The following is a 19,986-nucleotide window of genomic DNA, read 5'->3' on the forward strand; positions in this document are numbered from 1 at the left end:
CTTCTTCAGAGACCCACTCCGCCAATGTAACGATCTCCTTTCATTGAACATTTTTTCTGTACACGCCTTTTACGGCGTGGATTAAATTGTTTTTGAAAGGATCGTTTCATGAACACGCTTTTGTATGCGCTTTTTCACGCGCTGCGCTGTCATCGCTGGCTGCGCCTGCTGGCCTGCGCTTTTCTGTTTACCTCTGTGGGAAATGGCTTAACCCAGGTGATGGTCTTTGGTCTGCTGCTGGAGTGGCAGGCTCCCGCCTCTTTACTGACCCTGGCATATCTGTTTGCCCTGCTACCGGGATTTCTGGGCAGCCTCGTCGGGGAGAAGTTCTGTATGCGTTTTTCACCCATCGGCCTGCTGCTCCTGACAGAGTGGCTGGGTCTGCTCGCCCTGCTGTTTCCCCTGCTGGGCATTCAGTTTCACAGCATGGTAGCGCTGCTGGCGGTGCAGTCCACCGAGGCCTTTCTGACGGGCATGAGCTGGCCCGCGCTGGCCCTGCTGTTCCGGCGAGGATTGTCCGAAGCCGAGCTGCCTGCGGCGACCTGCCTGGAGACGATGATTTTTGCTTCGCAGGTGCTACTGGGCACCGGGCTGGGTATGGTGCTGTTTCATCATCTGCCCGCGCTGGCACTGCTGGGGATTGACGCGCTCACCTTTGCTGGCTCCTTGCTGATGCTGCGCCTCACTGGCAGCGCGTTGCCTTCTCTGGCGCCTGAGCAGGCAGCAGAAACCGAAAGACCGGTGGCGATGCGCTGGCAGGCACTGGGAGCGCAGCAAAAACGCAGCCTGTTGCTGCTTCCTGCCCTCGCCGCCGTGGGTTCACCCGCTATGGCGCTGCTGCCTGCACTGGCGCAGCAGATCGAGCCGAATGATGCTGCCGGGCTGGCCCTGCCTCTGCTTTTTGCCCGCAGCATGGGACAGCTGTGCGGCCCGCTGCTATTGAAAAGAGAGAGCCTGCCCCGCTACGCCGGGCAAAACCGCCTCCTGCTGACCTGCCTCGGCCTCTTTTTACTCGCCTACGGGACGATCCCGCTGCTATCGGGGATGCAAACGCTGGGGGTCGTTTTTGTCGCCCATCTCGCTTCGAACGTCGTTTTTGCGGTGAGCACTTTTAGCCTGTTAAGCAGCTTTCAGGCTGACCTGATCTCCTCGGCCAGCGGCAGGGCCTGGCGATGGCAAACCGCCAGCGCATCGCTCTTTACCGGCCTCACGGCACTGGTTGCTGACGTGCTGGGGCCGCTACAGGCGCTGTATGGCGTTTCGGGCTGTGCCCTGCTCATGGTGGTGGGGATCCTGACGCGCTACTGCAGATAAGGCATAAAAAAACGCCTGCTAAAAAGCAGGCGTTAAACAGGTCTGTTTGACAACTTGTGGTGCTTCACTCAACGTTGTGTCCAGGGTGTTTGATGAGGCCGAAGCGACATCTGTCAGTGGACGATAAGCACCGTAAATGGCTCTGCGTCATTCCGGAGTTTATGAGGCACTAAGGCGAACATAAGAGGTGGAATGAGCATCTACACGCATATTATTGCATGCAATGTGCCAATGTTGCATTACGAAGTTGTATGTATCTCAACTTTTTAAGATAAAAGGAAATTATCCCTGTCAGTCAGGAAACGGGCGGCAGAATGGGCCAATAATCAGCCCAAAGTGTCTCCAGGAAGAGACAGGCTGACGGGTAAAGCGATATATTTATTCATTTCAATAGGTTATATGTCACTTATTCACGACAGGCCAGGATATCGCTGTCGGCAATAAACAACAGGGGCAGGAAAAGCAGAAAACAAAAAACCCCGCCGAAGCGGGGTTCAAAATTGGTCGGCGAGAGAGGATTCGAACCTCCGACCCACTGGTCCCAAACCAGTTGCGCTACCAAGCTGCGCTACTCGCCGATATACTGCTTTTTTGAATTTTTAGTTCAATTCATTAAAAGTCGTGGTGCGAGGGGGGGGACTCGAACCCCCACATCCTAAGGACACTAACACCTGAAGCTAGCGCGTCTACCAATTCCGCCACCTTCGCAATTCACAACTCTTTAAATAATGGGGTGGCTAATGGGATTCGAACCCACGACAACTGGAATCACAATCCAGGGCTCTACCAACTGAGCTATAGCCACCACTACTTGATTCTTTACTCTTTCACGCGGTTCTGCCTACTTAACAGACCACCGCAGCTCCAGCACCGGGTGAATGGTGCGCCCGACAGGATTCGAACCTGAGACCTCTGCCTCCGGAGGGCAGCGCTCTATCCAGCTGAGCTACGGGCGCTTAGCGCCGTTGCGGGGCTGGATATTACGGAGGTCTCGGTCTGCTGTCTAGTGCTTTTTTAAAATAAATGCGCGTTTGCTTAGACTTTGCGCACTTTGCCGCATATTACTGCGTTTTGACCCTTTCCACGTGTCGCCCCAGGCCAAAAAGCCTGTATCCCGCGCTAACGGCCGCCAGGAATATCGCCCCGACATACAGCGACATGCGGGTGTCTTCGTTGAAGTACATGCCGATCAGCACGCAGATCAGGAACGCCATCGTTAAATAGTTAGCCCATGGGAAGAGAATGGAGCGGAACGGATGGCTGGCAATCGCGTTTTTATGCGCCTGACGAAAACGCAGCTGGCTAATCAGGATCACAAACCACGGCACCATACCTGGCAGAACGCTGGCGCTGTAGACATAAACGAAGACACGCTGCGGGTTCGGGATGATGTAGTTCAGGCATGACCCCACCAGCAGAATAATAATCGAGATGGCAACGCCCACCACCGGCACTCCGGCGCCGGAGACTTTTCCCACCGCCGCCGGCAGCTGACGGTTTTTCGCCAGCGCGTAGAGCATACGCCCGCAACTGTACATGCCGCTGTTACAGCCGGAGAGCGCCGCCGTCAGCACCACAAAGTTGATAATCGCCGCCGCTGCGGTAATGCCGATTTTGGCAAAGGTGAGCACGAACGGGCTGCCGTTACTGCCAATCTCATTCCACGGGAAGATAGTGACGATGACAAAAATCGCGCCGACATAGAAGATGAGGATACGCCACAGCACCTTGCCGACCGCGCTGCGCAGGGTCACCTGCGGGTTTTTCGCCTCCCCGGCAGTGATCCCGATAAGCTCAACCCCCTGATAGGACGCCACCACAATGCAGAGCGCCGTCAGGAAGCCCTTCCAGCCGCCAGCAAAGAAGCCGCCGTGTTCCGTCAGGTTGCCAAAGCCAATCGCCTGGCCCCCGTTACCCAGGCCGAAGAAGATCACCCCCACGCCGATGACAATCATCACGATAATGGTGGTTACTTTAATCATCGCAAACCAGAATTCGATCTCACCGTACAGACGCACGGCGGCGAGGTTCGCCAGCGCCACCAGCCCCACGGCGATAAGCGCAGGTATCCACTGTGCCATCTCCGGGAACCAGAACTGCACGTAGACCCCAATGGCGGTGATCTCCGATATGCCCACCGCCATCCACATAAACCAGTACGACCACGCCGTGAGATAGCCAAAAAACGGGCTTATGTAGCGATGCGCATAAACGGCGAACGAACCGGCGACCGGCTCGAGGAACAGCATCTCCCCCATGGAACGCATGATAAAGAAGACGAACAGCCCGGCGATGATATACGCCAGCAGGACCGACGGCCCGGCCCATTTCAGGGTGCTGGCGGAGCCCATAAACAGGCCCACGCCAATCGTCCCGCCAAGGGCGATAAGTTCGATATGACGAGCTTCCAGCCCACGCTGAAGCTCCGGTTTTTTCTCTGACATAAATCCTCGGTTGTGCTTGCGGCTCTCCCGGCCTGCGCCGGTTATTGTTATAGGTACAGATGCGCTATCACAGGCTGTGCGTAATGGACCGTTTATGTTTACGGGTGATGCAAAAACAGCCTGGTACGGTAGTGACGGAGGGGAATGGTTTCTTAAATTTTGTGAAATGGCAAACGATGCGTTAAAAAAATGAATGTATTGTTGAGAAAAGCAGCAGATTTACGGGCGTATTGCAGCGCGAGCAGTATATCGCGCTGCGATTCAGATATTACAGGCGTCCGGAGTAGTGCCAGCCGAGATAACGCAGCAGACGGAGCTGGCGGGTGATCCGGCTCGGCTGGGATAACAGGCGATAGAGCCACTCCAGCCCCAGGTTCTGCCACACTTTTGGCGCGCGCTTTACGTGGCCGGTAAAGACATCGTAAGTGCCGCCCACGCCCATATAGAGCGCATCCGGATAGACCTGACGGCAGTCGCGCATCAGGATCTCCTGGCGCGGTGAACCCATCGCGACGGAGATGATCTTCGCCCCGCTGTCTCGAATACGGGCAAATAGCGCCTGCTGCTCGTCAGGGCTGAAATAGCCGTCCTGGCTGCCGACGATATTCACCTGCCACTGGTCACGCAATTTCTGCTCGGTTTGCGCCAGCACCCCAGGTTTGCCGCCGACGAGGAAGACTGGCGTACCGTCTGCCCCCGCCCGCGCCATCAGCGCTTCCCAGAGATCGGCCCCCGCGACGCGAGAGATGTTCGCCCCCGGGTACTTCTTACGCACGGAGCGCACCACGCTTATCCCGTCCGCATATTTAAATTCGGCCGCCTCGATGAGGTCGCGCACCTGGGCGTTATCCTCAAGGGTAAGCATTTTTTCTGCATTGATGGCCACCAGCGTGCCGGTTTTGATCCCGTCCCCGGCACAGAGAAAGTCCAGCGCATGCTGCATATCACGCCAGCCAATCAGCTTCAGGCCCCGCAAGTCATACTGCGGTGCTGAGGTATTATCAGTCATTATTATCCTTACTCAGACTCGCGAAAGCGCCCTGCCGTTTACCGGTTCGCGCTTATGCACTAACCCGGCGCTGTCGAACAGCCAGTACAGCAGCTTCGCCATCAGCAGACAGGCGCCAAAAACCACCATGAAAAAGACCACGCGGGAGACGAACGAATCCAGCCCTTCTCGCGCCAGTACGATCATATTGAAAATGGCACCGAAACAGAAACTATGCAAAATCGCTGCCTTATAGCGGTTGGTCTCCTGATTGCCCAGCGTATAGAGCCAGTCGAACCATTTTATAATCAGCCCAACGGCAATCGCCCCAGGCAGGATAAACCAGCCGCCGCCCATCACCACCAACGAACCGATCAGCGTCGGTGAGATTGCCAGCCCGGAGTGGTTGTTCAGCACTTCCCAGGTAAAGTAGTTTGCCGTATTCAGCACCACGCCCGGTCTGTCCGGCCACAGCCAGGTGGGGATAAAGACATAAAAATCGCGAACAATGGGCGCCAGCCCCTGAAAATCGATTTTGTCGTAGTTCTGCAGCAGCAGGGCTAAGTTTTCCCACGGCGAGAAGGTGTCGCGGGTGAGGTACAGGAAGGTGTAAAACGCTTCGTCGCCGCTGACATCCATGCCGTAGCGCTTCAGCGCCAGCCAGAACATCCCTACAATCCCCAGCACGCCCGCCGCAGCCAGCATCCACAGCGAGATCCAGCCGCGAATAATGCCAATAAACAGGAAGATCGCGAAGGCGATAATGATGTTTGCGCGCGTGCCGCCGACAATCATATAGGTCAGCAGGCCAAACGCCACGGTACTGACCAGGAAGAAGAGCCACGCCCGGGCATCCTGACGCAGGAAATAGATCACCAGCATCGCCGGAATGAAGAAATAGAAGAAGCGCTTAAGCGCCACCCCGGAGACTTCGCTGGAGAAGATCTGGCTGTAGGAGTGAAGCTTGAACAGCAAAAAGCCGTTGTGCATGAAGAAGATACCGACAGTGACAAGGGCAATGCCCATCAGCATCATCCAGGTCAGATGCGTCTCAACCCGGTTCATGGTGAACAAAGGCCGTCGCGATGCGTCGCTGCTGGCCGGTTTCAGCCGCGTCTTATAGGCGACGTAATAGACCCCATAGAAGCAGGTCGCCGACAGCAGCGCCTGCATCAGGATCTCCGGCGGTACGACGGCCACATCGAAGCGGAACACCAGCACGCTGGTCAGCGGGAAGCCGAAGTAAAAGGTCAGCAGAAACAGCAGCGAGAAGAAGACGTTGAAGTTAAAGCGCACCCGGCGGAATTCAAACCACGTCAGCGTGGCGATAAACAAGGCGCTCAGAAGCCAGATGACCAGCAGGCCGCTAAATTGCAACTGGCTCATGCATTCTCTCCTGAGGCGATCCGCAGCGCCTGGTGCCATGGCGTAAGGTAGTTCGGGCTGAAGAAGTCGATGGCGTTTTTATCCACCTGCGCAAGCTGTCGCTGGGCTTCACGCACCACCTCTTCGTTCAGGTCATCGGTGGTAAACAGCACCGGAATGTGCTGTTCGGTCATGTCCTGCCAGAACGGGTTGTCGCGATTAAGCACACAGGGAATGCCCGCCTGGATCAGCAGACAGAGCGTGCCGATCCCCTGCTGGCGCGCGAAAATGAAATAGCCCAGATCGCACTGACGCAGCAATGCCAGGTAGTCATCAAAGGCCAGCTTATCGCTGAGGATCTGCAAATTGTCCGGGCTGAATAATGCCTGTCCACTCTGACGGACTTCATCGATGTATGCCGCGTTATTAGCAGGATAGCCCATCGGCACGATCACGTTGACCGTATCGCCAAACTGCTGATGAACCGCCTTCAGGGCCGCAATATGTTCGTTACTGCGATCCCCGGAATTACCCACCAGAATCGTCAGTTTACCCTCCCGTTTCACCTCCCGGGCTAACCCGTTCAGCGACGGGTCCATGCGGGTCGGGAAATAGAGCAGCTCACCGCGCACGTTCGGGTGCTGTTTTGCGAAATAGTTTAAATCGCCGCGGGTGGCAAAGATGCAGCCCACCCGCCCCTGCGCCATACGCCGCAGCGGGTAGAAGAGACGGAACTTCCAGCCCCGGGAGACTTCATACAGGTCGGCGCCCCAGATATGCCAGTTAAACTGCGCGGGCCTGATCCCACCACTCAACAAGGCCAGCCACAGGCCGGTATTAAACTGCCCGTGAAAAAAGAACCGCTGCTGGCGGTTGGCTTTGGCTTTGGCGATCACCGCTTTCGCAAGCGTAGCTTTGTCCGGCCAGAAGGTCAGCTGCAGTGCCGGGAAGGCGGCGCTAAGGCCGGTGTCCTTACCCACCACCATAAATTCGCGCGCCAGCGCGCTGCCGGGAGCCAGTTCATCATTAAAGAACCGCAGTACGGTCTGGTTATGGTGTGGGATATCCGATCCCAGGACGTGAATCAGTGCAGTCATGCGCGTTTATGCCAAAGTAAAAAGACGCCGCAACAGGCAGCAAAATAGACAATATAGGTGGCCATATAGGCCTGAGCCGCTCCCAGCGCGCCATGCGCGGGGATCAACCAGTGAGAGAATGCCGTCAGCAACGCAAACTGGCTGATTTCCGCCAGAATGTAGAGCCGCAGCGACGCTTTAGCAATCACCAGATAGCCAAAGACGTAAGCGCCTACTTTCAGTACGTCCCCCACCAACTGCCAGGCGAACAGGTCGCGCATCGCGGTAAATTTGGCGGAAAACAGCAGCCAGATGGCGACATCGCGCAGCAGCCAGAGGGTAAAGCTGGCAACCGCCACCGCCGGTAAGACGAAGCGCAGCGAACGGAGGATCTCGCGGGTGATCTCCTGCCGGGCGGTGAGCCGTGAGAGCGTGGGCAGCAGGTAGACGCTAAAGGAGGCGGTAATAAACTGCAGATAGGCATCGGAGATGCTGCTGACCCCCTGCCAGATCCCCACCTCATCCCAGCTGTAGTGCGCCGCCAGCAGGTTTCGCATCATCACGTAGGCCACCGGCAAGGTGACGGAGGTGATAAGCGCCATCAGGGTAAATTTGCCCAGCTGCCCCGCCAGAAGCCGATCCCATCCGGGCTTCAGATAGTGTAGCGGAATTGTGCCCCTGCGCATCAGCATAAACGCCGCCGGAACGACCACCAGCGCGGGCACCAGCGCCAGCCCCAGCAGTGCGCCTTCATAGCCGCCCAGCCGGTAGCAGACGTAATAGGCAACCACCCCGATGACGCTACCGACGATGAGCGCCAGCGCATTGCCGGCAGCATCGCGAAAGCCTTTCATCAGCGCCAGCAGCAGGTTCGCCCAGGCGATGCCCATCTGCACCAGCGCCACCAGCCTTACCAGACCCTGATAGCCCGTGTGACCGAACAGCCCCTGGCTGATGGGTGCTGCCGCCAGTAAAAAGATGACCGCCAGCAGGGTGGAAAAGCCCAGCACCATCGCTGATGAGGTACCCACCACCGTGCGTAATTGCGCCTTATCGTCATGATATTGCGCCACGTACTTGGTCACGCCGTTAAAGATCCCCGCCCCGGCCAGTACACCGAGGACGGTGACCAGCTGGCGAAAGTTCCCCGCCTGCCCGACACCCGCCGGGCCAAAGGAGACGGCCAGCAGTTTTACCACCAGCAATCCCGCGCCGATCTTGACGAGTGTGGACGCGGCGGTCCACACCGATGCTTTCGCCAGAGACATATCAGCCGAAATAACTCAGAAGGGTATTGATCACCGTGCGCTGGTTGACCGCCGCGAGGTTGTAGAACAGCGGTAAGCGGAGTAACCGCTCACTTTCTTTGGTGGTAAAGCGATCTTCACCCACGAACTGACCAAAGGCTTCCCCCGCCGGGCTGGAGTGCAGCGGAATATAGTGGAACACCGCCAGAATTTCGGCCTCTTTCAGATATGCAATAAGCGCGCTGCGATCGTCGTTATCCCGCAGCTTGATATAGAACATATGGGCGTTATGGACGCAATCCGCCGGAATGGTCGGCAGTTCGATACGGCCCTTGCGCGCCAGGGGAGCCAGCGCATCGTGATAGGTCTGCCACAGCGCCAGACGCTGCTGGTTGATACGGTCTGCCGCCTCCAGCTGTGCCCACAGGTACGCCGCCTGCAGATCCGCCATCAGATAGCTGGAGCCGATATCGCGCCAGGTGTACTTATCCACCTGCCCACGGAAGAACTGGCTGCGGTTGGTCCCTTTCTCGCGGATGATCTCCGCACGCTCCACCAGGGCGCGATCGTTAATCAACGTCGCGCCGCCTTCTCCGCCTGCGGTGTAGTTTTTGGTTTCGTGGAAGCTGAAGCAGCCGATGTGCCCGATGGTGCCCAACGCGCGGCCCTTGTAGGTGGACATAACTCCCTGTGCGGCATCTTCCACCACGTACAGGTTATGCTTTTTGGCAATCGCCATGATGGTGTCCATCTCGCACGCCACCCCGGCATAGTGTACCGGCACGATGGCGCGGGTCTTGTCGGTGATCGCCGCTTCAATCAGCGTCTCGTCAATGTTCATGGTATCCGGACGGATATCGACAAAGACGATTTTCGCCCCGCGCAGCACGAAAGCGTTGGCGGTGGAGACAAAGGTGTAGCTCGGCATGATCACTTCATCGCCAGGACCGATGTCCAGCAACAGGGCCGCCATCTCCAGCGAGGCGGTGCAGGAGGGGGTCAGGAGGACTTTCGCGCTCTGAAAGCGCTGCTCCATCCACTGCTGGCAACGGCGCGTATAGCCGCCATCGCCGCAAAGTTTGCCGCTGCCCATCGCAGACTGCATGTAATCGAGTTCGGTGCCCACCACAGGAGGCGCATTAAATGGGATCATCTTGTCACCTGTATAGCCAGTAAGCGGTCGTTTCGATGTTGCCGCCGCTTGCGATATAACGTTTAAGCGCGGCGGTGTTGCCCATCTGGGTCGCCACCCGCAAAGTAGAAATCTGCTGTTGCTGCGCCCAGTGCAGCGCCGCCTGCATTAACTTCTCGCCCATACCGCGCCCGGCCAGCAGACCGATACGCGCCTCGTTGTCGCTGAGCTTGCGCAGGGAGACAAAGCCCTGGATGGCGCCATTCGGCGCGCGGAACACCAGGCAAAGATGGTCGAAGGTGCCTTTTACCGCATTCTCGATCCACTGGGCATAGAAGCGACCGCTGTCGTCAGGTGCGTACCAGGGGGCGCGAAAGCGGCTCTGCGCAAAGGCCTGAGCAGCCAGCTGGCGCAGCGCCGGGATATCCTGCTCCATCGCAGGTTCCGCGCCAGGGCAAGCGTGGTGCGTCACGGTAATGGCGAGATCGACTTCGCCTTCCACCAGCCTGAAGCCCTGCGCCTGTAACGCGTCCAGCCAGTCGGCGCGGGTGGCCGGAATTTTAGCCTGCACCCGCTGCCAGGCGTCCAGCCCGGAAGCCGTCAGCAGCGGAGCATCATCAGAGAGGCGCACAAGCGCCGTGGGAAGGGCAAAAAACTCGCTTTCCCACTCCAGCGGCTGTAACGCACCGTGGAGCTGACTCAACGCCAGACCCCTTTGGTATCAACGATAAATTCCTGACGGACGGCCTCGCCCTGGATCGCTTTAAACTCGTTATGGTCCACCAGCAGCACCAGCACATCGGCGGTTGCCAGCGCCTCTTCAACGCTGGTCAGGGCGCAGTGTCCAGCCAGTTTTTTCGGCAGTTCATGAATATTGGGCTCCACCACCTGCGTTTCACCGCTGTGCCAGTCGGCAATCATCTCAGCAATTTCCATCGCCGGGCTTTCACGCAGATCGTCAATGTTCGGCTTAAAGGCGAGACCAAAACAGGCGATGGTCACCTCGTTCGCGCGCTTGCCGCTTTGGGTCAGGTAATCTGCCAGGGTGGCTTTCACCTGGTTCAGTACCCAGTGCGGCTTGCTGTCGTTAACTTCGCGGGCGGTACGGATAAGACGCGCCTGCTGGGGGTTCTGCGACACGATAAACCACGGGTCGACCGCGATGCAGTGCCCGCCTACGCCCGGCCCGGGTTGCAGGATATTCACGCGCGGATGGCGGTTCGCCAGACGAATCAGTTCCCAGACGTTAATCCCCTGATCGGCGCAAATCAGCGACAGCTCATTAGCAAACGCAATGTTCACGTCGCGGAAGCTGTTTTCGGTGAGTTTGCACATCTCAGCGGTACGGGAGTTGGTCACCACGCACTCGCCTTCGAGGAAGATGTTATACAGCTCGCTGGCGCGGGCGGAACAGACCGGAGTCATGCCGCCAATAACCCGATCGTTTTTAATCAGTTCGACCATCACCTGCCCCGGCAGCACGCGCTCCGGGCAGTAGGCGACGTTGATATCGGCCTGCTCGCCCGCCTGCTGCGGGAAAGTCAGATCCGGGCGCGCCTCAGCCAGCCACTGGGCCATTTGCTCAGTGGCACCCACCGGTGAGGTGGATTCGAGGATCACCAGCGCGCCTTTTTTCAGTACCGGGGCGATGGATTTCGCTGCCGCTTCGACATAGGCCATATCCGGCTCATGCTCGCCTTTGAATGGCGTCGGCACAGCAATCAGGTAGGCATCGGCAACCACTGGTGTGGTACTGGCCCTGAGGTATCCCCCTTCAACGGCGGTTTTTACCACCTTGTCGAGATCTGGCTCAACGATATGAATTTCACCCTTGTTGATCGTCTCAACCGCATGCTGGTTGATATCAACACCCACTACCTGTTTTTGACGGGAGGCAAATGCCGCCGCCGTGGGCAGCCCAATGTAGCCAAGACCAATGACAGAAATGGTAGTAAAACTCATAGCGATACCCGATTGTGTTTAAGTGCGTACAAAATGCGGTCACAGGCCTGGCCATCACCATACGGGTTATGGGCCCGGCTCATGGCCTGATACTCTTCGTTGTTATGTAGCAGGCGCGTCACCTCTTCCACGATGGCTCGTGAATCGGTCCCCACCAGCCTTACCGTCCCCGCTTTAACCGCTTCAGGACGCTCGGTGGTTTCACGCATCACCAGCACCGGTTTCCCCAGTGAAGGCGCTTCTTCCTGAATTCCGCCTGAGTCCGTCAGGATCAGCCAGGCATGGTTCATCAGCCAGACGAATGGCAGATAGTCCTGCGGCTCAATAAGTATGACGTTTTTGACATGCCCCAGGATGCGGTTGACCGGCTCGCTGACATTAGGGTTCAGATGCACCGGATAGACGATCTGGACATCTTCGTTACGCGCGGCGATTTCAGCCAGCGCATGGCAAATTTGCTCGAAGCCCTGGCCAAAACTTTCCCGCCGGTGTCCGGTGACCAGAATCATCTTTTTACCGTTAGCGAGGAACGGATACTGTTCGGCCAGTTGCCCACGCAGGCTGTCGTTCGCCAGCACCCGGTCGCGCACCCAGATCAGCGCGTCGATCACCGTGTTGCCGGTGACAAAAATGTGCTGGTCGTTAACGTTTTCGCGCAGCAGGTTCTGACGGGAGTTCTCGGTTGGCGCAAAGTGATACATTGCCAGATGCCCGGTCAGGGTCCGGTTCGCCTCTTCTGGCCACGGGGAGGAGAGATCGCCCGTGCGTAAACCGGCTTCGACATGTCCAACCGGAATACGTTGATAGAATGCCGCCAGACTGGTGGCGATGGTGGTGGTGGTATCGCCGTGCACCAGCACGACATCCGGCCTGAACGACTCCAGAATAGGTTTTAAACCTTCCAGAATACGGCAGGTAATTTCGGTTAGCCCTTGCCCCGGCTTCATAATATTGAGGTCGTAGTCGGGAACAATGGAAAAGAGTTTTAGGACCTGATCCAGCATCTCCCGATGCTGCGCGGTAACGCAAACTTTCGCCTCAAAATAAGGGTCGCTTGCCAGCGCATGGACCAGAGGCGCCATCTTGATGGCTTCCGGCCTTGTACCAAAGACAGTGAGTACTTTCACATCGATTCTCTTCGATTAAGCGATGAAGGCCAGCAGCCTTCATCGTAGACGGCGTTCTTAAATTTTGCGACGACGGGTTAATGCCACGCCTGCGCCAATTAAAGCACCCACAATCCCCCACATAATCATCAGGAATGCGCGACGTGGACTATCGCGTTTTACAGGTTCTTCAGGTGTTCGCAAATAACGATAGGTCTGAAAACGCGGGTCCAGTGTCGGACCGACGTTGAGGGTGTTGAGCATGGCGCGGTTCTGGTCGTAATCGAGGTCAAAATCTGGCCCAACGGCCTGCAGATTTTCCAGGCGCGCCTGGAGCATAGGACGCCCCAGCAGGAACATTTCAGAATCGGGCAGTTCATCGGCAGGCACATCGGTTTCACTGCGCGAGATATTGCTCTTTTCAGCAATCTTCAGCGCCTGATCGAGGTTATGTACCCGGCGGTTAAAGATGGCTTTGGCGACCTCTTCCTGACGTTTGACCTGCGCTTTCATCTGCACGGTACGCGCCGCCCAGGCGCCTTTCAGCTCATCATTAAGGTGGCTTGCTGCGCGCTGGCTGGCGAAAGCGACATACTGACGCAGCAGGTTATTCGCGTCCGGCGCGGTTTCAGCGATCAGCTTGACGCTGTCGTTGATGTTGCGCAGCGGATCGCCCGCCATAAACTGAATGTTGTTGATCAGCTCATCCAGCAGGGCTGCATCGGCTTTGCTGTTGCCGACCATTCTCTGTTTGAAATAGTCGGTCTGGTTCCAGAAATCACGGCGCGTATCCCAGGAGGCGAGCTGCATAACAAACTCTTTGTAGGACTCGTCCATTACCGAAGTCTGGTCGGCGGTCGCAGGATTCGCTTTTACATCCAGATTCTGCAGAAACTGTTGCTGAGAGTAGAAACCTCCAAGCATATTCACCGTAGGACGGTCGGTAATCGCCGTCGCACTCCACTCTTGTCTGGCGAAAAAGGTATAGGCCAGAGCGATAAGTGCAAAGCCCAGCGCAATACCTGCAATCCAAAACTTGCCCGCCCATAACACGCGGAACAAGCCACGAACATCCAGCTCATTCTCAGTTACCACTGATTTTGCTCCCGCCAACGGTTGAGTCATTACAGTCCCGATTTACTTAGTTAAAGTTGGGTTATTGCCATTATTTCTACGCATACGGCGTTTTACGCGTTTAATAAAGCGCGCTACTTTCCATGCGCGTTTAATACAGTAGCCGTACAGGAAAAATGCAAGCAAGAATAATACCAACATTACCCATTCAGGAATGAAATGTGCATATTCTGCGGCAACGCCAATCCCGGCTAACAGCGCAGCGGCCAGCGTAATCAAGACAAATGCCTGTCGTGAGGTGAAGCCGGCACGCATAATAAGATGATGAATATGCTGGCGGTCTGGGGAGAAGGGACTCATGCCTTTACGCAGACGGCGGTACATTATTGCCACCATATCCATCAATGGAATGGCGATGATCCACAGTGCCGTCACCGGACTGATTGGATGGGTGTTACCCTGAGTAGTTTCCAGCAGGATCCAGATGATGGTAAAGCCAATCAGCGTACTGCCGGCATCCCCCATAAAGACCTTGTAGCGACGTCCCAGGACACCGAGGTTAAGGCAGATATAAGGCAGAATGGCGGCGATCATCGCGAAGCACCACATCGACAGGCTGTACTGGCCATCAAACCAGAGGATGATGCCGATAGCCGCGAAGGAGACGCTGGAGAGCCCACCAAGCAGACCGTCAATGCCGTCTACCATGTTAAAGGCGTTAATCGCCGCCCATACGGCAAACAACGTCAGGAAGTAGCCGAATGGCCCCAGTACCATCTCCCAGGTGCCAAAGATGTAGCCCAGGCTGCTGAGATAGAGTTTCCCTACCACCATCATGATGACGCCGATAGCCGCCTGAACCGCGGCGCGGAATTTGACGCTGATATCGTATCGGTCATCCAGCGCGCCAACCAGCACCAGCACGCCGGCACAGGCCAGATAGAGTGCCGCATGAGGGATATAATAATCCGCAATGGCGAAGGTGAAGCAGATACCCGCGTAAACCGAGATCCCACCAACCAGCGGAATCAAGCCTTGATGGCGTTTACGATAATTGGGCTTATCCACCAGTCCGACTCTCTTCGCGACCTTACGGGCGAGGAATAAAAAACAGGTGGTAAAAAGAAAAATACTGATTAGCTCAGTCACCGCAGTGAGTAGATTCACAATGGATGCTCTCAACAAATGTTAATCCCGAAAGTATAACCTTGAAGGCTCGGCTCAAGAAGGAAAAAGCAGGCCTCGCCCAAGTCCCTTTGTTTATTTTTCAGACAATTACTTTTCTGCTTTGACGAACATTCCGATTTTCGTCCCCGGCAGTATAATTTGACAGCTTACTGTTACAGCGTATAAGCCATAAAAGAAAAACGCCACGTAAAAACGTGGCGTTTCGGCGCTTTATTTATATTACGAGCGTTTCATCATATCGAAGAAATCATCGTTAGTTTTCGTCATCGCCAGCTTGTTAATGAGGAACTCCATCGCGTCGATTTCACCCATTGGATGGATAATTTTGCGCAGGATCCACATTTTCTGCAGCTCTTCCTGAGTGGTGAGCAGCTCTTCTTTACGGGTACCGGAACGGTTGTAATCGATAGCCGGGAAGACGCGTTTTTCAGCGATTTTACGCGACAGGTGCAGTTCCATGTTGCCTGTACCTTTAAACTCTTCGTAAATTACTTCATCCATCTTCGAACCGGTATCGATCAGCGCGGTTGCGATGATGGTCAGGCTACCGCCCTCTTCCACGTTACGCGCAGCACCGAAGAAACGCTTCGGACGATGCAGGGCGTTGGCATCCACACCACCGGTCAAGACTTTACCGGACGCTGGCACCACGGTGTTGTAGGCACGCGCCAGACGGGTGATGGAGTCAAGCAGGATGATAACGTCTTTCTTATGCTCAACCAGACGCTTCGCCTTCTCGATAACCATTTCAGCAACCTGAACGTGGCGGGAGGCAGGTTCGTCAAAGGTCGACGCCACAACTTCACCTTTCACCAGACGCTGCATCTCGGTCACTTCTTCCGGACGTTCGTCAATCAGCAGTACCATCAGTACGCAGTCTGGGTGGTTGTAAGCGATGCTCTGCGCGATATTCTGCAGCAGCATGGTTTTACCCGCTTTTGGCGGCGCGACAATCAGACCACGCTGACCGCGACCAATCGGCGAAGCCAGATCCAGAACGCGAGCGGTTAAGTCTTCAGTAGAACCGTTACCACGCTCCATGCGCAGGCGTGAGTTCGCGTGCAGCGGCGTTAAGTTTTCGAACAGGATCTTATTGCGCGAGTTTTCCGGCTTATCGTAGTTAACTTCGTTAACTTTCAGCAGCGCAAAGTAGCGTTCACCCTCTTTAGGAGGACGAATCTTACCTGAAATGGTGTCACCAGTGCGGAGGTTGAAACGGCGGATTTGGCTGGGAGAAACGTAGATATCATCAGGACCGGCGAGGTAGGAGCTGTCTGCAGAGCGGAGGAAACCAAATCCGTCCTGCAATATCTCCAGCACACCGTCGCCAAAGATATCTTCGCCACTCTTTGCGTGCTGCTTCAGGATGGCAAAAATGATGTCCTGCTTGCGCATACGAGCCTGGTTTTCCAGCCCCATATTTTCGCCGAGAGTGATCAGCTCAGAAACCGGCGTATTCTTTAATTCGGTAAGATTCATAATGGTGTGGGTTCTTAAACTCGGGGTAATACTCGAACTTAATTTGTGAATGGTATGGCAGGGTCATCCATGCCTGTTAACGGCTATCAACTCATGTCTGTTCGCTGTCTGCTCACAGGGAAAGCACAGAACTGAAACGACAAGACGGATTGAGTGACAAGCCCGGAATCTATCCACTTCTCGCACTGTTTATGTCAACAACGGGAAGTATCGGGTAAAACAAGATTCAAACAACAAGGTATGTTTAAAACGAAGTCATAGGTAACTTAGCACGACTCAAGCCGGGCGTCCAGAGATCCAAACAATTTAGAAACCCTGGACGCACAGACGAGAAGCCTTACGCCAGATTGGCGTCCAGGAACTCTTTCAGCTGACCTTTGGACAGGGCGCCCACTTTGGTCGCTGCTACTTCACCGTTTTTAAACAGCAGCAGAGTCGGGATGCCGCGGATGCCATATTTTGGCGCGGTGCCCGGGTTCTGGTCGATGTTCAGTTTAGCCACGGTCAGTTTGCCCTGATATTCGTCGGCGATCTCATCCAGAATCGGGGCGATCATTTTGCAAGGACCACACCATTCAGCCCAGAAATCGACGAGGATCAGCCCGTCAGCTTTAAGTACGTCCGTGTCAAAACTGTCGTCAGTCAGGTGAATAATTTTATCGCTCATATATAACTCCACAGGAATAAGCCTGGCGCGTTGATCTTGCATCCATCAACGACCTGTTGATGTCGCATTAACCAACTAAAGGTTGACTTTATTTCACCGGATACGCTTTCGTAAAGCAATAGTAAGCTGATATTCTACCACACTATGAGCAAAACACATTTAACAGAACAGAAGTTTTCCGACTTCGCCCTGCACCCAAAAGTGATCGAAGCCCTTGAAACAAAAGGGTTTCATAACTGCACGCCCATTCAGGCTCTCGCCCTTCCGCTGACGCTGGCGGGTCGCGACGTTGCAGGGCAGGCGCAAACCGGTACCGGCAAAACGATGGCGTTTTTAACGTCAACGTTTCATTATTTACTCTCTCATCCGGCAATTGCTGACCGTAAAGTTAACCAACCGCGCGCGCTGATTATGGCACCGACGCGAGAACTGGCGGTCCAGATCCACGCTGATGCAGAACCCCTGGCGCAAGCTACCGGCCTGAAACTCGGCCTGGCCTACGGCGGTGACGGTTATGACAAACAGCTGAAAGTGCTGGAAAGCGGCGTCGATATTCTGATCGGCACCACCGGCCGTCTTATCGATTACGCGAAGCAGAACCACATTAACCTCGGCGCTATCCAGGTTGTGGTGCTGGACGAAGCCGATCGCATGTACGATCTCGGCTTTATTAAAGATATCCGTTGGCTGTTCCGTCGCATGCCTGCCGCTAACCAGCGTCTGAATATGCTGTTCTCGGCCACGCTCTCTTATCGCGTCCGTGAACTGGCGTTCGAACAGATGAACAACGCCGAATACGTCGAAGTGGAACCGGAACAGAAAACCGGCCACCGTATTAAAGAAGAGCTCTTCTACCCTTCTAACGAAGAGAAAATGCGTCTGCTGCAGTCGCTCATTGAAGAAGAGTGGCCGGATCGCGCGATCGTTTTCGCCAACACTAAACACCGCTGTGAAGATATCTGGGGCCACCTGGCTGCGGATGGACACCGTGTTGGTCTGTTAACGGGCGATGTCGCACAGAAAAAACGTCTGCGCATTCTTGAAGAGTTTACCCGTGGCGATCTGGATATTCTGGTTGCAACGGATGTCGCCGCGCGCGGCCTGCACATCCCGGCGGTCACGCACGTCTTCAACTATGACCTGCCGGATGACTGCGAAGATTACGTTCACCGTATCGGGCGTACCGGTCGTGCGGGCGCCAGCGGGCACTCCATCAGCCTGGCCTGTGAAGAGTACGCGCTGAATCTGCCCGCCATTGAGACCTATATCGGCCACTCAATTCCGGTCAGTAAATATAACCCGGAAGCGCTGTTAAGCGAGCTTCCGCCGCCGAAGCGCCTGACCCGCGCGCGTTCTGGCAATGGTCCGCGCCGTAACAGCGCACCGCGTAATCGTCGTCGTTCAGGCTAAAAATATGCTCCGGTCTACCTCGCTCTATGCAGCTATTGATTTAGGTTCGAATAGTTTTCATATGCTGGTTGTGCGCGAGGTGGCGGGCAGTGTTCAAACGCTGGCGCGTATTAAGCGTAAGGTCCGCCTCGCGGCGGGCCTGAGTGCTGATAATCAGCTCTCTCCAGAAGCCATGGAGCGCGGCTGGCAATGTCTGCGTCTTTTTGCCGAGCGTCTGCAGGATATCCCTACCCAGCAAATCCGTGTTGTTGCTACCGCCACCCTGCGTCTGGCGGTGAATGCCGGTGAATTTATTGCCACTGCCCAGCAGATCCTGGGCTGCCCGATACAGGTGATCAGCGGTGAAGAAGAAGCCCGCCTGATTTATCAGGGGGTAGCGCATACCACGGGCGGTGACGAGCGTCGTCTGGTGGTGGATATCGGTGGTGCAAGCACTGAGCTGGTCACCGGTAATGGCGCTCAGGCGACATCCCTCAACAGCTTATCGATGGGCTGTGTCACCTGGCTTGAACGCTACTTCACCGATCGAAATCTGGCGCAAGAAAACTTTGATGACGCGGAAAAAGCCGCGCGCGAAGTGCTGCGTCCGGTGGCCGATGAACTGCGTTATCACGGCTGGAAAGTCTGCGTTGGCGCGTCCGGCACCGTCCAGGCGCTGCAGGAAATCATGATGGCGCAGGGGATGGATGAGCGCATCACGCTGGCGAAACTTCAGCAGTTAAAACAGCGCGCGATCCTCTGTGGCCGCCTGGAAGAGCTGGAAATTGAAGGACTCACCCTTGAACGCGCGCTGGTCTTCCCGAGCGGGCTGGCGATCCTGATTGCCATTTTCACCGAACTGAATATTCAGTGCATGACCCTTGCGGGTGGCGCGCTGCGGGAAGGGCTGGTCTACGGCATGCTACATCTGGCGGTCGATCAGGATATTCGCGACCACACCCTGCGCAACATCCAGCGCCGGTTTATGGTCGATATTGAGCAGGCGCACCGGGTCGCCAGGCTTGCGACAAAATTCCTCGATCACGTCGAAAATGAGTGGCATATTGAGCCTATCTGTCGCGAACTACTCCTGAGCGCCTGTCAGCTACATGAAATTGGCCTGAGCGTCGATTTCAAACAAGCGCCGCTGCACGCGGCGTATCTGGTACGCAATCTCGATTTGCCCGGCTTTACCCCGGCGCAAAAGAAACTCCTGGCGACGCTGCTGTTAAACCAGACCAACCCTGTCGATCTCTCTTCGCTCCACCAGCAAAACGCGGTTCCGCCGCGCGTGGCGGAACATCTGTGCCGCCTGCTGCGTCTGGCGATCCTCTTTGCCAGCCGTCGCCGGGACGATCTGTTGCCGGCCATCACGCTGAAGGCGGAAGGAGAGAAACTGACGCTAGCCTTACCGGAAAACTGGCTCGATACGCATCCGCTGGGCGCCGAAATGCTGGTACAGGAGTCCCAGTGGCAGAGCTACGTGCACTGGGCGCTTGAGGTTCATTAATTACGACGATATGCCCGGTAGCGCTACGCATACCGGGCCTTCAGC

16 protein-coding genes and 4 tRNA genes are annotated in these 19,986 nt (G+C 56.0%); 3 read left to right on the plus strand and 17 right to left on the minus strand.

What is annotated here, in order from left to right; all coding sequences use genetic code 11:
- Positions 1–108: 108 nt before the first annotated feature.
- Positions 109–1,314 carry an MFS transporter gene (locus GNG29_RS22105; protein ID WP_156655355.1) on the plus strand — a complete coding sequence of 402 codons (1,206 nt, stop codon included), beginning with the start codon at positions 109–111 and terminating at the stop codon, positions 1,312–1,314.
- 501 nt (positions 1,315–1,815) lie between these two features.
- Here GNG29_RS22105 and GNG29_RS22110 read toward each other — a convergent pair.
- From GNG29_RS22110 to trxA, 17 genes are all read right to left on the minus strand, one after another.
- Positions 1,816–1,892: transfer RNA gene (locus GNG29_RS22110), tRNA-Pro, on the minus strand.
- 44 nt (positions 1,893–1,936) lie between these two features.
- Positions 1,937–2,022, minus strand: a tRNA-Leu gene (locus tag GNG29_RS22115).
- Positions 2,023–2,043: 21 nt separating this feature from the next.
- A tRNA-His gene (locus tag GNG29_RS22120) sits at positions 2,044–2,119 on the minus strand.
- A 74-nt stretch (positions 2,120–2,193) separates the two neighbouring features.
- Positions 2,194–2,270 (minus strand) — tRNA-Arg (locus tag GNG29_RS22125).
- A gap of 105 nt (positions 2,271–2,375) precedes the next feature.
- Positions 2,376–3,758 carry a bifunctional threonine/serine APC transporter ThrP gene (gene thrP, locus GNG29_RS22130; RefSeq protein ID WP_156655356.1) on the minus strand — a complete coding sequence of 461 codons (1,383 nt, stop codon included), beginning with the start codon at positions 3,756–3,758 and terminating at the stop codon, positions 2,376–2,378.
- A gap of 268 nt (positions 3,759–4,026) precedes the next feature.
- Positions 4,027–4,767, minus strand: a complete 741-nt coding sequence (wecG, locus tag GNG29_RS22135; protein WP_156655357.1) for a lipopolysaccharide N-acetylmannosaminouronosyltransferase — start codon at positions 4,765–4,767, stop codon at positions 4,027–4,029.
- 12 nt (positions 4,768–4,779) lie between these two features.
- A complete protein-coding gene (wzyE, locus tag GNG29_RS22140; protein WP_103177457.1) occupies positions 4,780–6,132 on the minus strand; it encodes an ECA oligosaccharide polymerase in 1,353 nt (450 codons plus the stop codon).
- Positions 6,129–7,208, minus strand: coding sequence for a TDP-N-acetylfucosamine:lipid II N-acetylfucosaminyltransferase (locus GNG29_RS22145; protein WP_156655358.1), 1,080 nt, complete (start codon positions 7,206–7,208; stop codon positions 6,129–6,131). Before GNG29_RS22145 ends, wzyE begins: the two co-directional genes overlap by 4 nt.
- On the minus strand, positions 7,205–8,455 hold the full coding sequence (wzxE, locus tag GNG29_RS22150) for a lipid III flippase WzxE (RefSeq protein ID WP_156655359.1): 1,251 nt from the start codon (positions 8,453–8,455) through the stop codon (positions 7,205–7,207). Before wzxE ends, GNG29_RS22145 begins: the two co-directional genes overlap by 4 nt.
- Before the next feature lies 1 nt (position 8,456).
- On the minus strand, positions 8,457–9,587 hold the full coding sequence (gene rffA / locus GNG29_RS22155; protein WP_103177460.1) for a dTDP-4-amino-4,6-dideoxygalactose transaminase: 1,131 nt from the start codon (positions 9,585–9,587) through the stop codon (positions 8,457–8,459).
- Positions 9,588–9,591: 4 nt separating this feature from the next.
- Complete coding sequence (gene rffC / locus GNG29_RS22160; protein ID WP_156655360.1) at positions 9,592–10,269, minus strand: dTDP-4-amino-4,6-dideoxy-D-galactose acyltransferase; 678 nt, start codon at positions 10,267–10,269, stop codon at positions 9,592–9,594.
- Positions 10,266–11,528 (minus strand): UDP-N-acetyl-D-mannosamine dehydrogenase, encoded by a 1,263-nt coding sequence (gene wecC, locus GNG29_RS22165; protein WP_103177462.1) that lies wholly within the window; start codon positions 11,526–11,528, stop codon positions 10,266–10,268. Before wecC ends, rffC begins: the two co-directional genes overlap by 4 nt.
- A complete protein-coding gene (gene wecB, locus GNG29_RS22170; RefSeq protein WP_103177463.1) occupies positions 11,525–12,655 on the minus strand; it encodes a non-hydrolyzing UDP-N-acetylglucosamine 2-epimerase in 1,131 nt (376 codons plus the stop codon). The genes wecC and wecB overlap by 4 nt, the downstream gene beginning before the upstream one ends.
- A 57-nt stretch (positions 12,656–12,712) precedes the next feature.
- Entirely contained in the window at positions 12,713–13,759 is a 1,047-nt protein-coding gene (gene wzzE / locus GNG29_RS22175) for an ECA polysaccharide chain length modulation protein (protein WP_103177464.1), read from the minus strand.
- Positions 13,760–13,771: 12 nt separating this feature from the next.
- Positions 13,772–14,875 (minus strand): UDP-N-acetylglucosamine--undecaprenyl-phosphate N-acetylglucosaminephosphotransferase, encoded by a 1,104-nt coding sequence (gene wecA / locus GNG29_RS22180; RefSeq protein WP_103177465.1) that lies wholly within the window; start codon positions 14,873–14,875, stop codon positions 13,772–13,774.
- Between the two features lie 240 nt (positions 14,876–15,115).
- The gene (rho, locus tag GNG29_RS22185) at positions 15,116–16,375 is read right to left on the minus strand and encodes a transcription termination factor Rho (protein ID WP_001054528.1); all 1,260 of its coding nucleotides are present in this window, start codon (positions 16,373–16,375) and stop codon (positions 15,116–15,118) included.
- A 337-nt stretch (positions 16,376–16,712) separates the two neighbouring features.
- Entirely contained in the window at positions 16,713–17,042 is a 330-nt protein-coding gene (trxA, locus tag GNG29_RS22190; RefSeq protein WP_006179218.1) for a thioredoxin TrxA, read from the minus strand.
- A 144-nt stretch (positions 17,043–17,186) separates the two neighbouring features.
- Here trxA and rhlB point away from each other — a divergent pair, with 144 nt between their 5' ends.
- Together rhlB and gppA are read left to right on the plus strand one after the other, a co-directional pair.
- Positions 17,187–18,452 carry an ATP-dependent RNA helicase RhlB gene (gene rhlB / locus GNG29_RS22195; RefSeq protein ID WP_103177466.1) on the plus strand — a complete coding sequence of 422 codons (1,266 nt, stop codon included), beginning with the start codon at positions 17,187–17,189 and terminating at the stop codon, positions 18,450–18,452.
- A gap of 4 nt (positions 18,453–18,456) precedes the next feature.
- On the plus strand, positions 18,457–19,941 hold the full coding sequence (gppA, locus tag GNG29_RS22200; protein WP_103177467.1) for a guanosine-5'-triphosphate,3'-diphosphate diphosphatase: 1,485 nt from the start codon (positions 18,457–18,459) through the stop codon (positions 19,939–19,941).
- Positions 19,942–19,986: the final 45 nt, after the last annotated feature.

Source organism: Leclercia sp. Colony189, from assembly GCF_009740165.1.
Taxonomy (GTDB): Bacteria; Pseudomonadota; Gammaproteobacteria; order Enterobacterales; family Enterobacteriaceae; genus Enterobacter.

Bases quoted from the DNA above. Each gene is read 5' to 3' on its own strand.
- GNG29_RS22105 (WP_156655355.1), top strand. From the start codon at position 109: ATGAACACGCTTTTGTATGCGCTTTTTCACGCGCTGCGCTGTCATCGC.
- thrP (WP_156655356.1), bottom strand. From the start codon at position 3,758: ATGTCAGAGAAAAAACCGGAGCTTCAGCGTGGGCTGGAAGCTCGTCAT.
- wecG (WP_156655357.1), bottom strand. From the start codon at position 4,767: ATGACTGATAATACCTCAGCACCGCAGTATGACTTGCGGGGCCTGAAG.
- wzyE (WP_103177457.1), bottom strand. From the start codon at position 6,132: ATGAGCCAGTTGCAATTTAGCGGCCTGCTGGTCATCTGGCTTCTGAGC.
- GNG29_RS22145 (WP_156655358.1), bottom strand. From the start codon at position 7,208: ATGACTGCACTGATTCACGTCCTGGGATCGGATATCCCACACCATAAC.
- wzxE (WP_156655359.1), bottom strand. From the start codon at position 8,455: ATGTCTCTGGCGAAAGCATCGGTGTGGACCGCCGCGTCCACACTCGTC.
- rffA (WP_103177460.1), bottom strand. From the start codon at position 9,587: ATGATCCCATTTAATGCGCCTCCTGTGGTGGGCACCGAACTCGATTAC.
- wecC (WP_103177462.1), bottom strand. From the start codon at position 11,528: ATGAGTTTTACTACCATTTCTGTCATTGGTCTTGGCTACATTGGGCTG.
- wzzE (WP_103177464.1), bottom strand. From the start codon at position 13,759: ATGACTCAACCGTTGGCGGGAGCAAAATCAGTGGTAACTGAGAATGAG.
- rho (WP_001054528.1), bottom strand. From the start codon at position 16,375: ATGAATCTTACCGAATTAAAGAATACGCCGGTTTCTGAGCTGATCACT.
- trxA (WP_006179218.1), bottom strand. From the start codon at position 17,042: ATGAGCGATAAAATTATTCACCTGACTGACGACAGTTTTGACACGGAC.
- rhlB (WP_103177466.1), top strand. From the start codon at position 17,187: ATGAGCAAAACACATTTAACAGAACAGAAGTTTTCCGACTTCGCCCTG.
- gppA (WP_103177467.1), top strand. From the start codon at position 18,457: ATGCTCCGGTCTACCTCGCTCTATGCAGCTATTGATTTAGGTTCGAAT.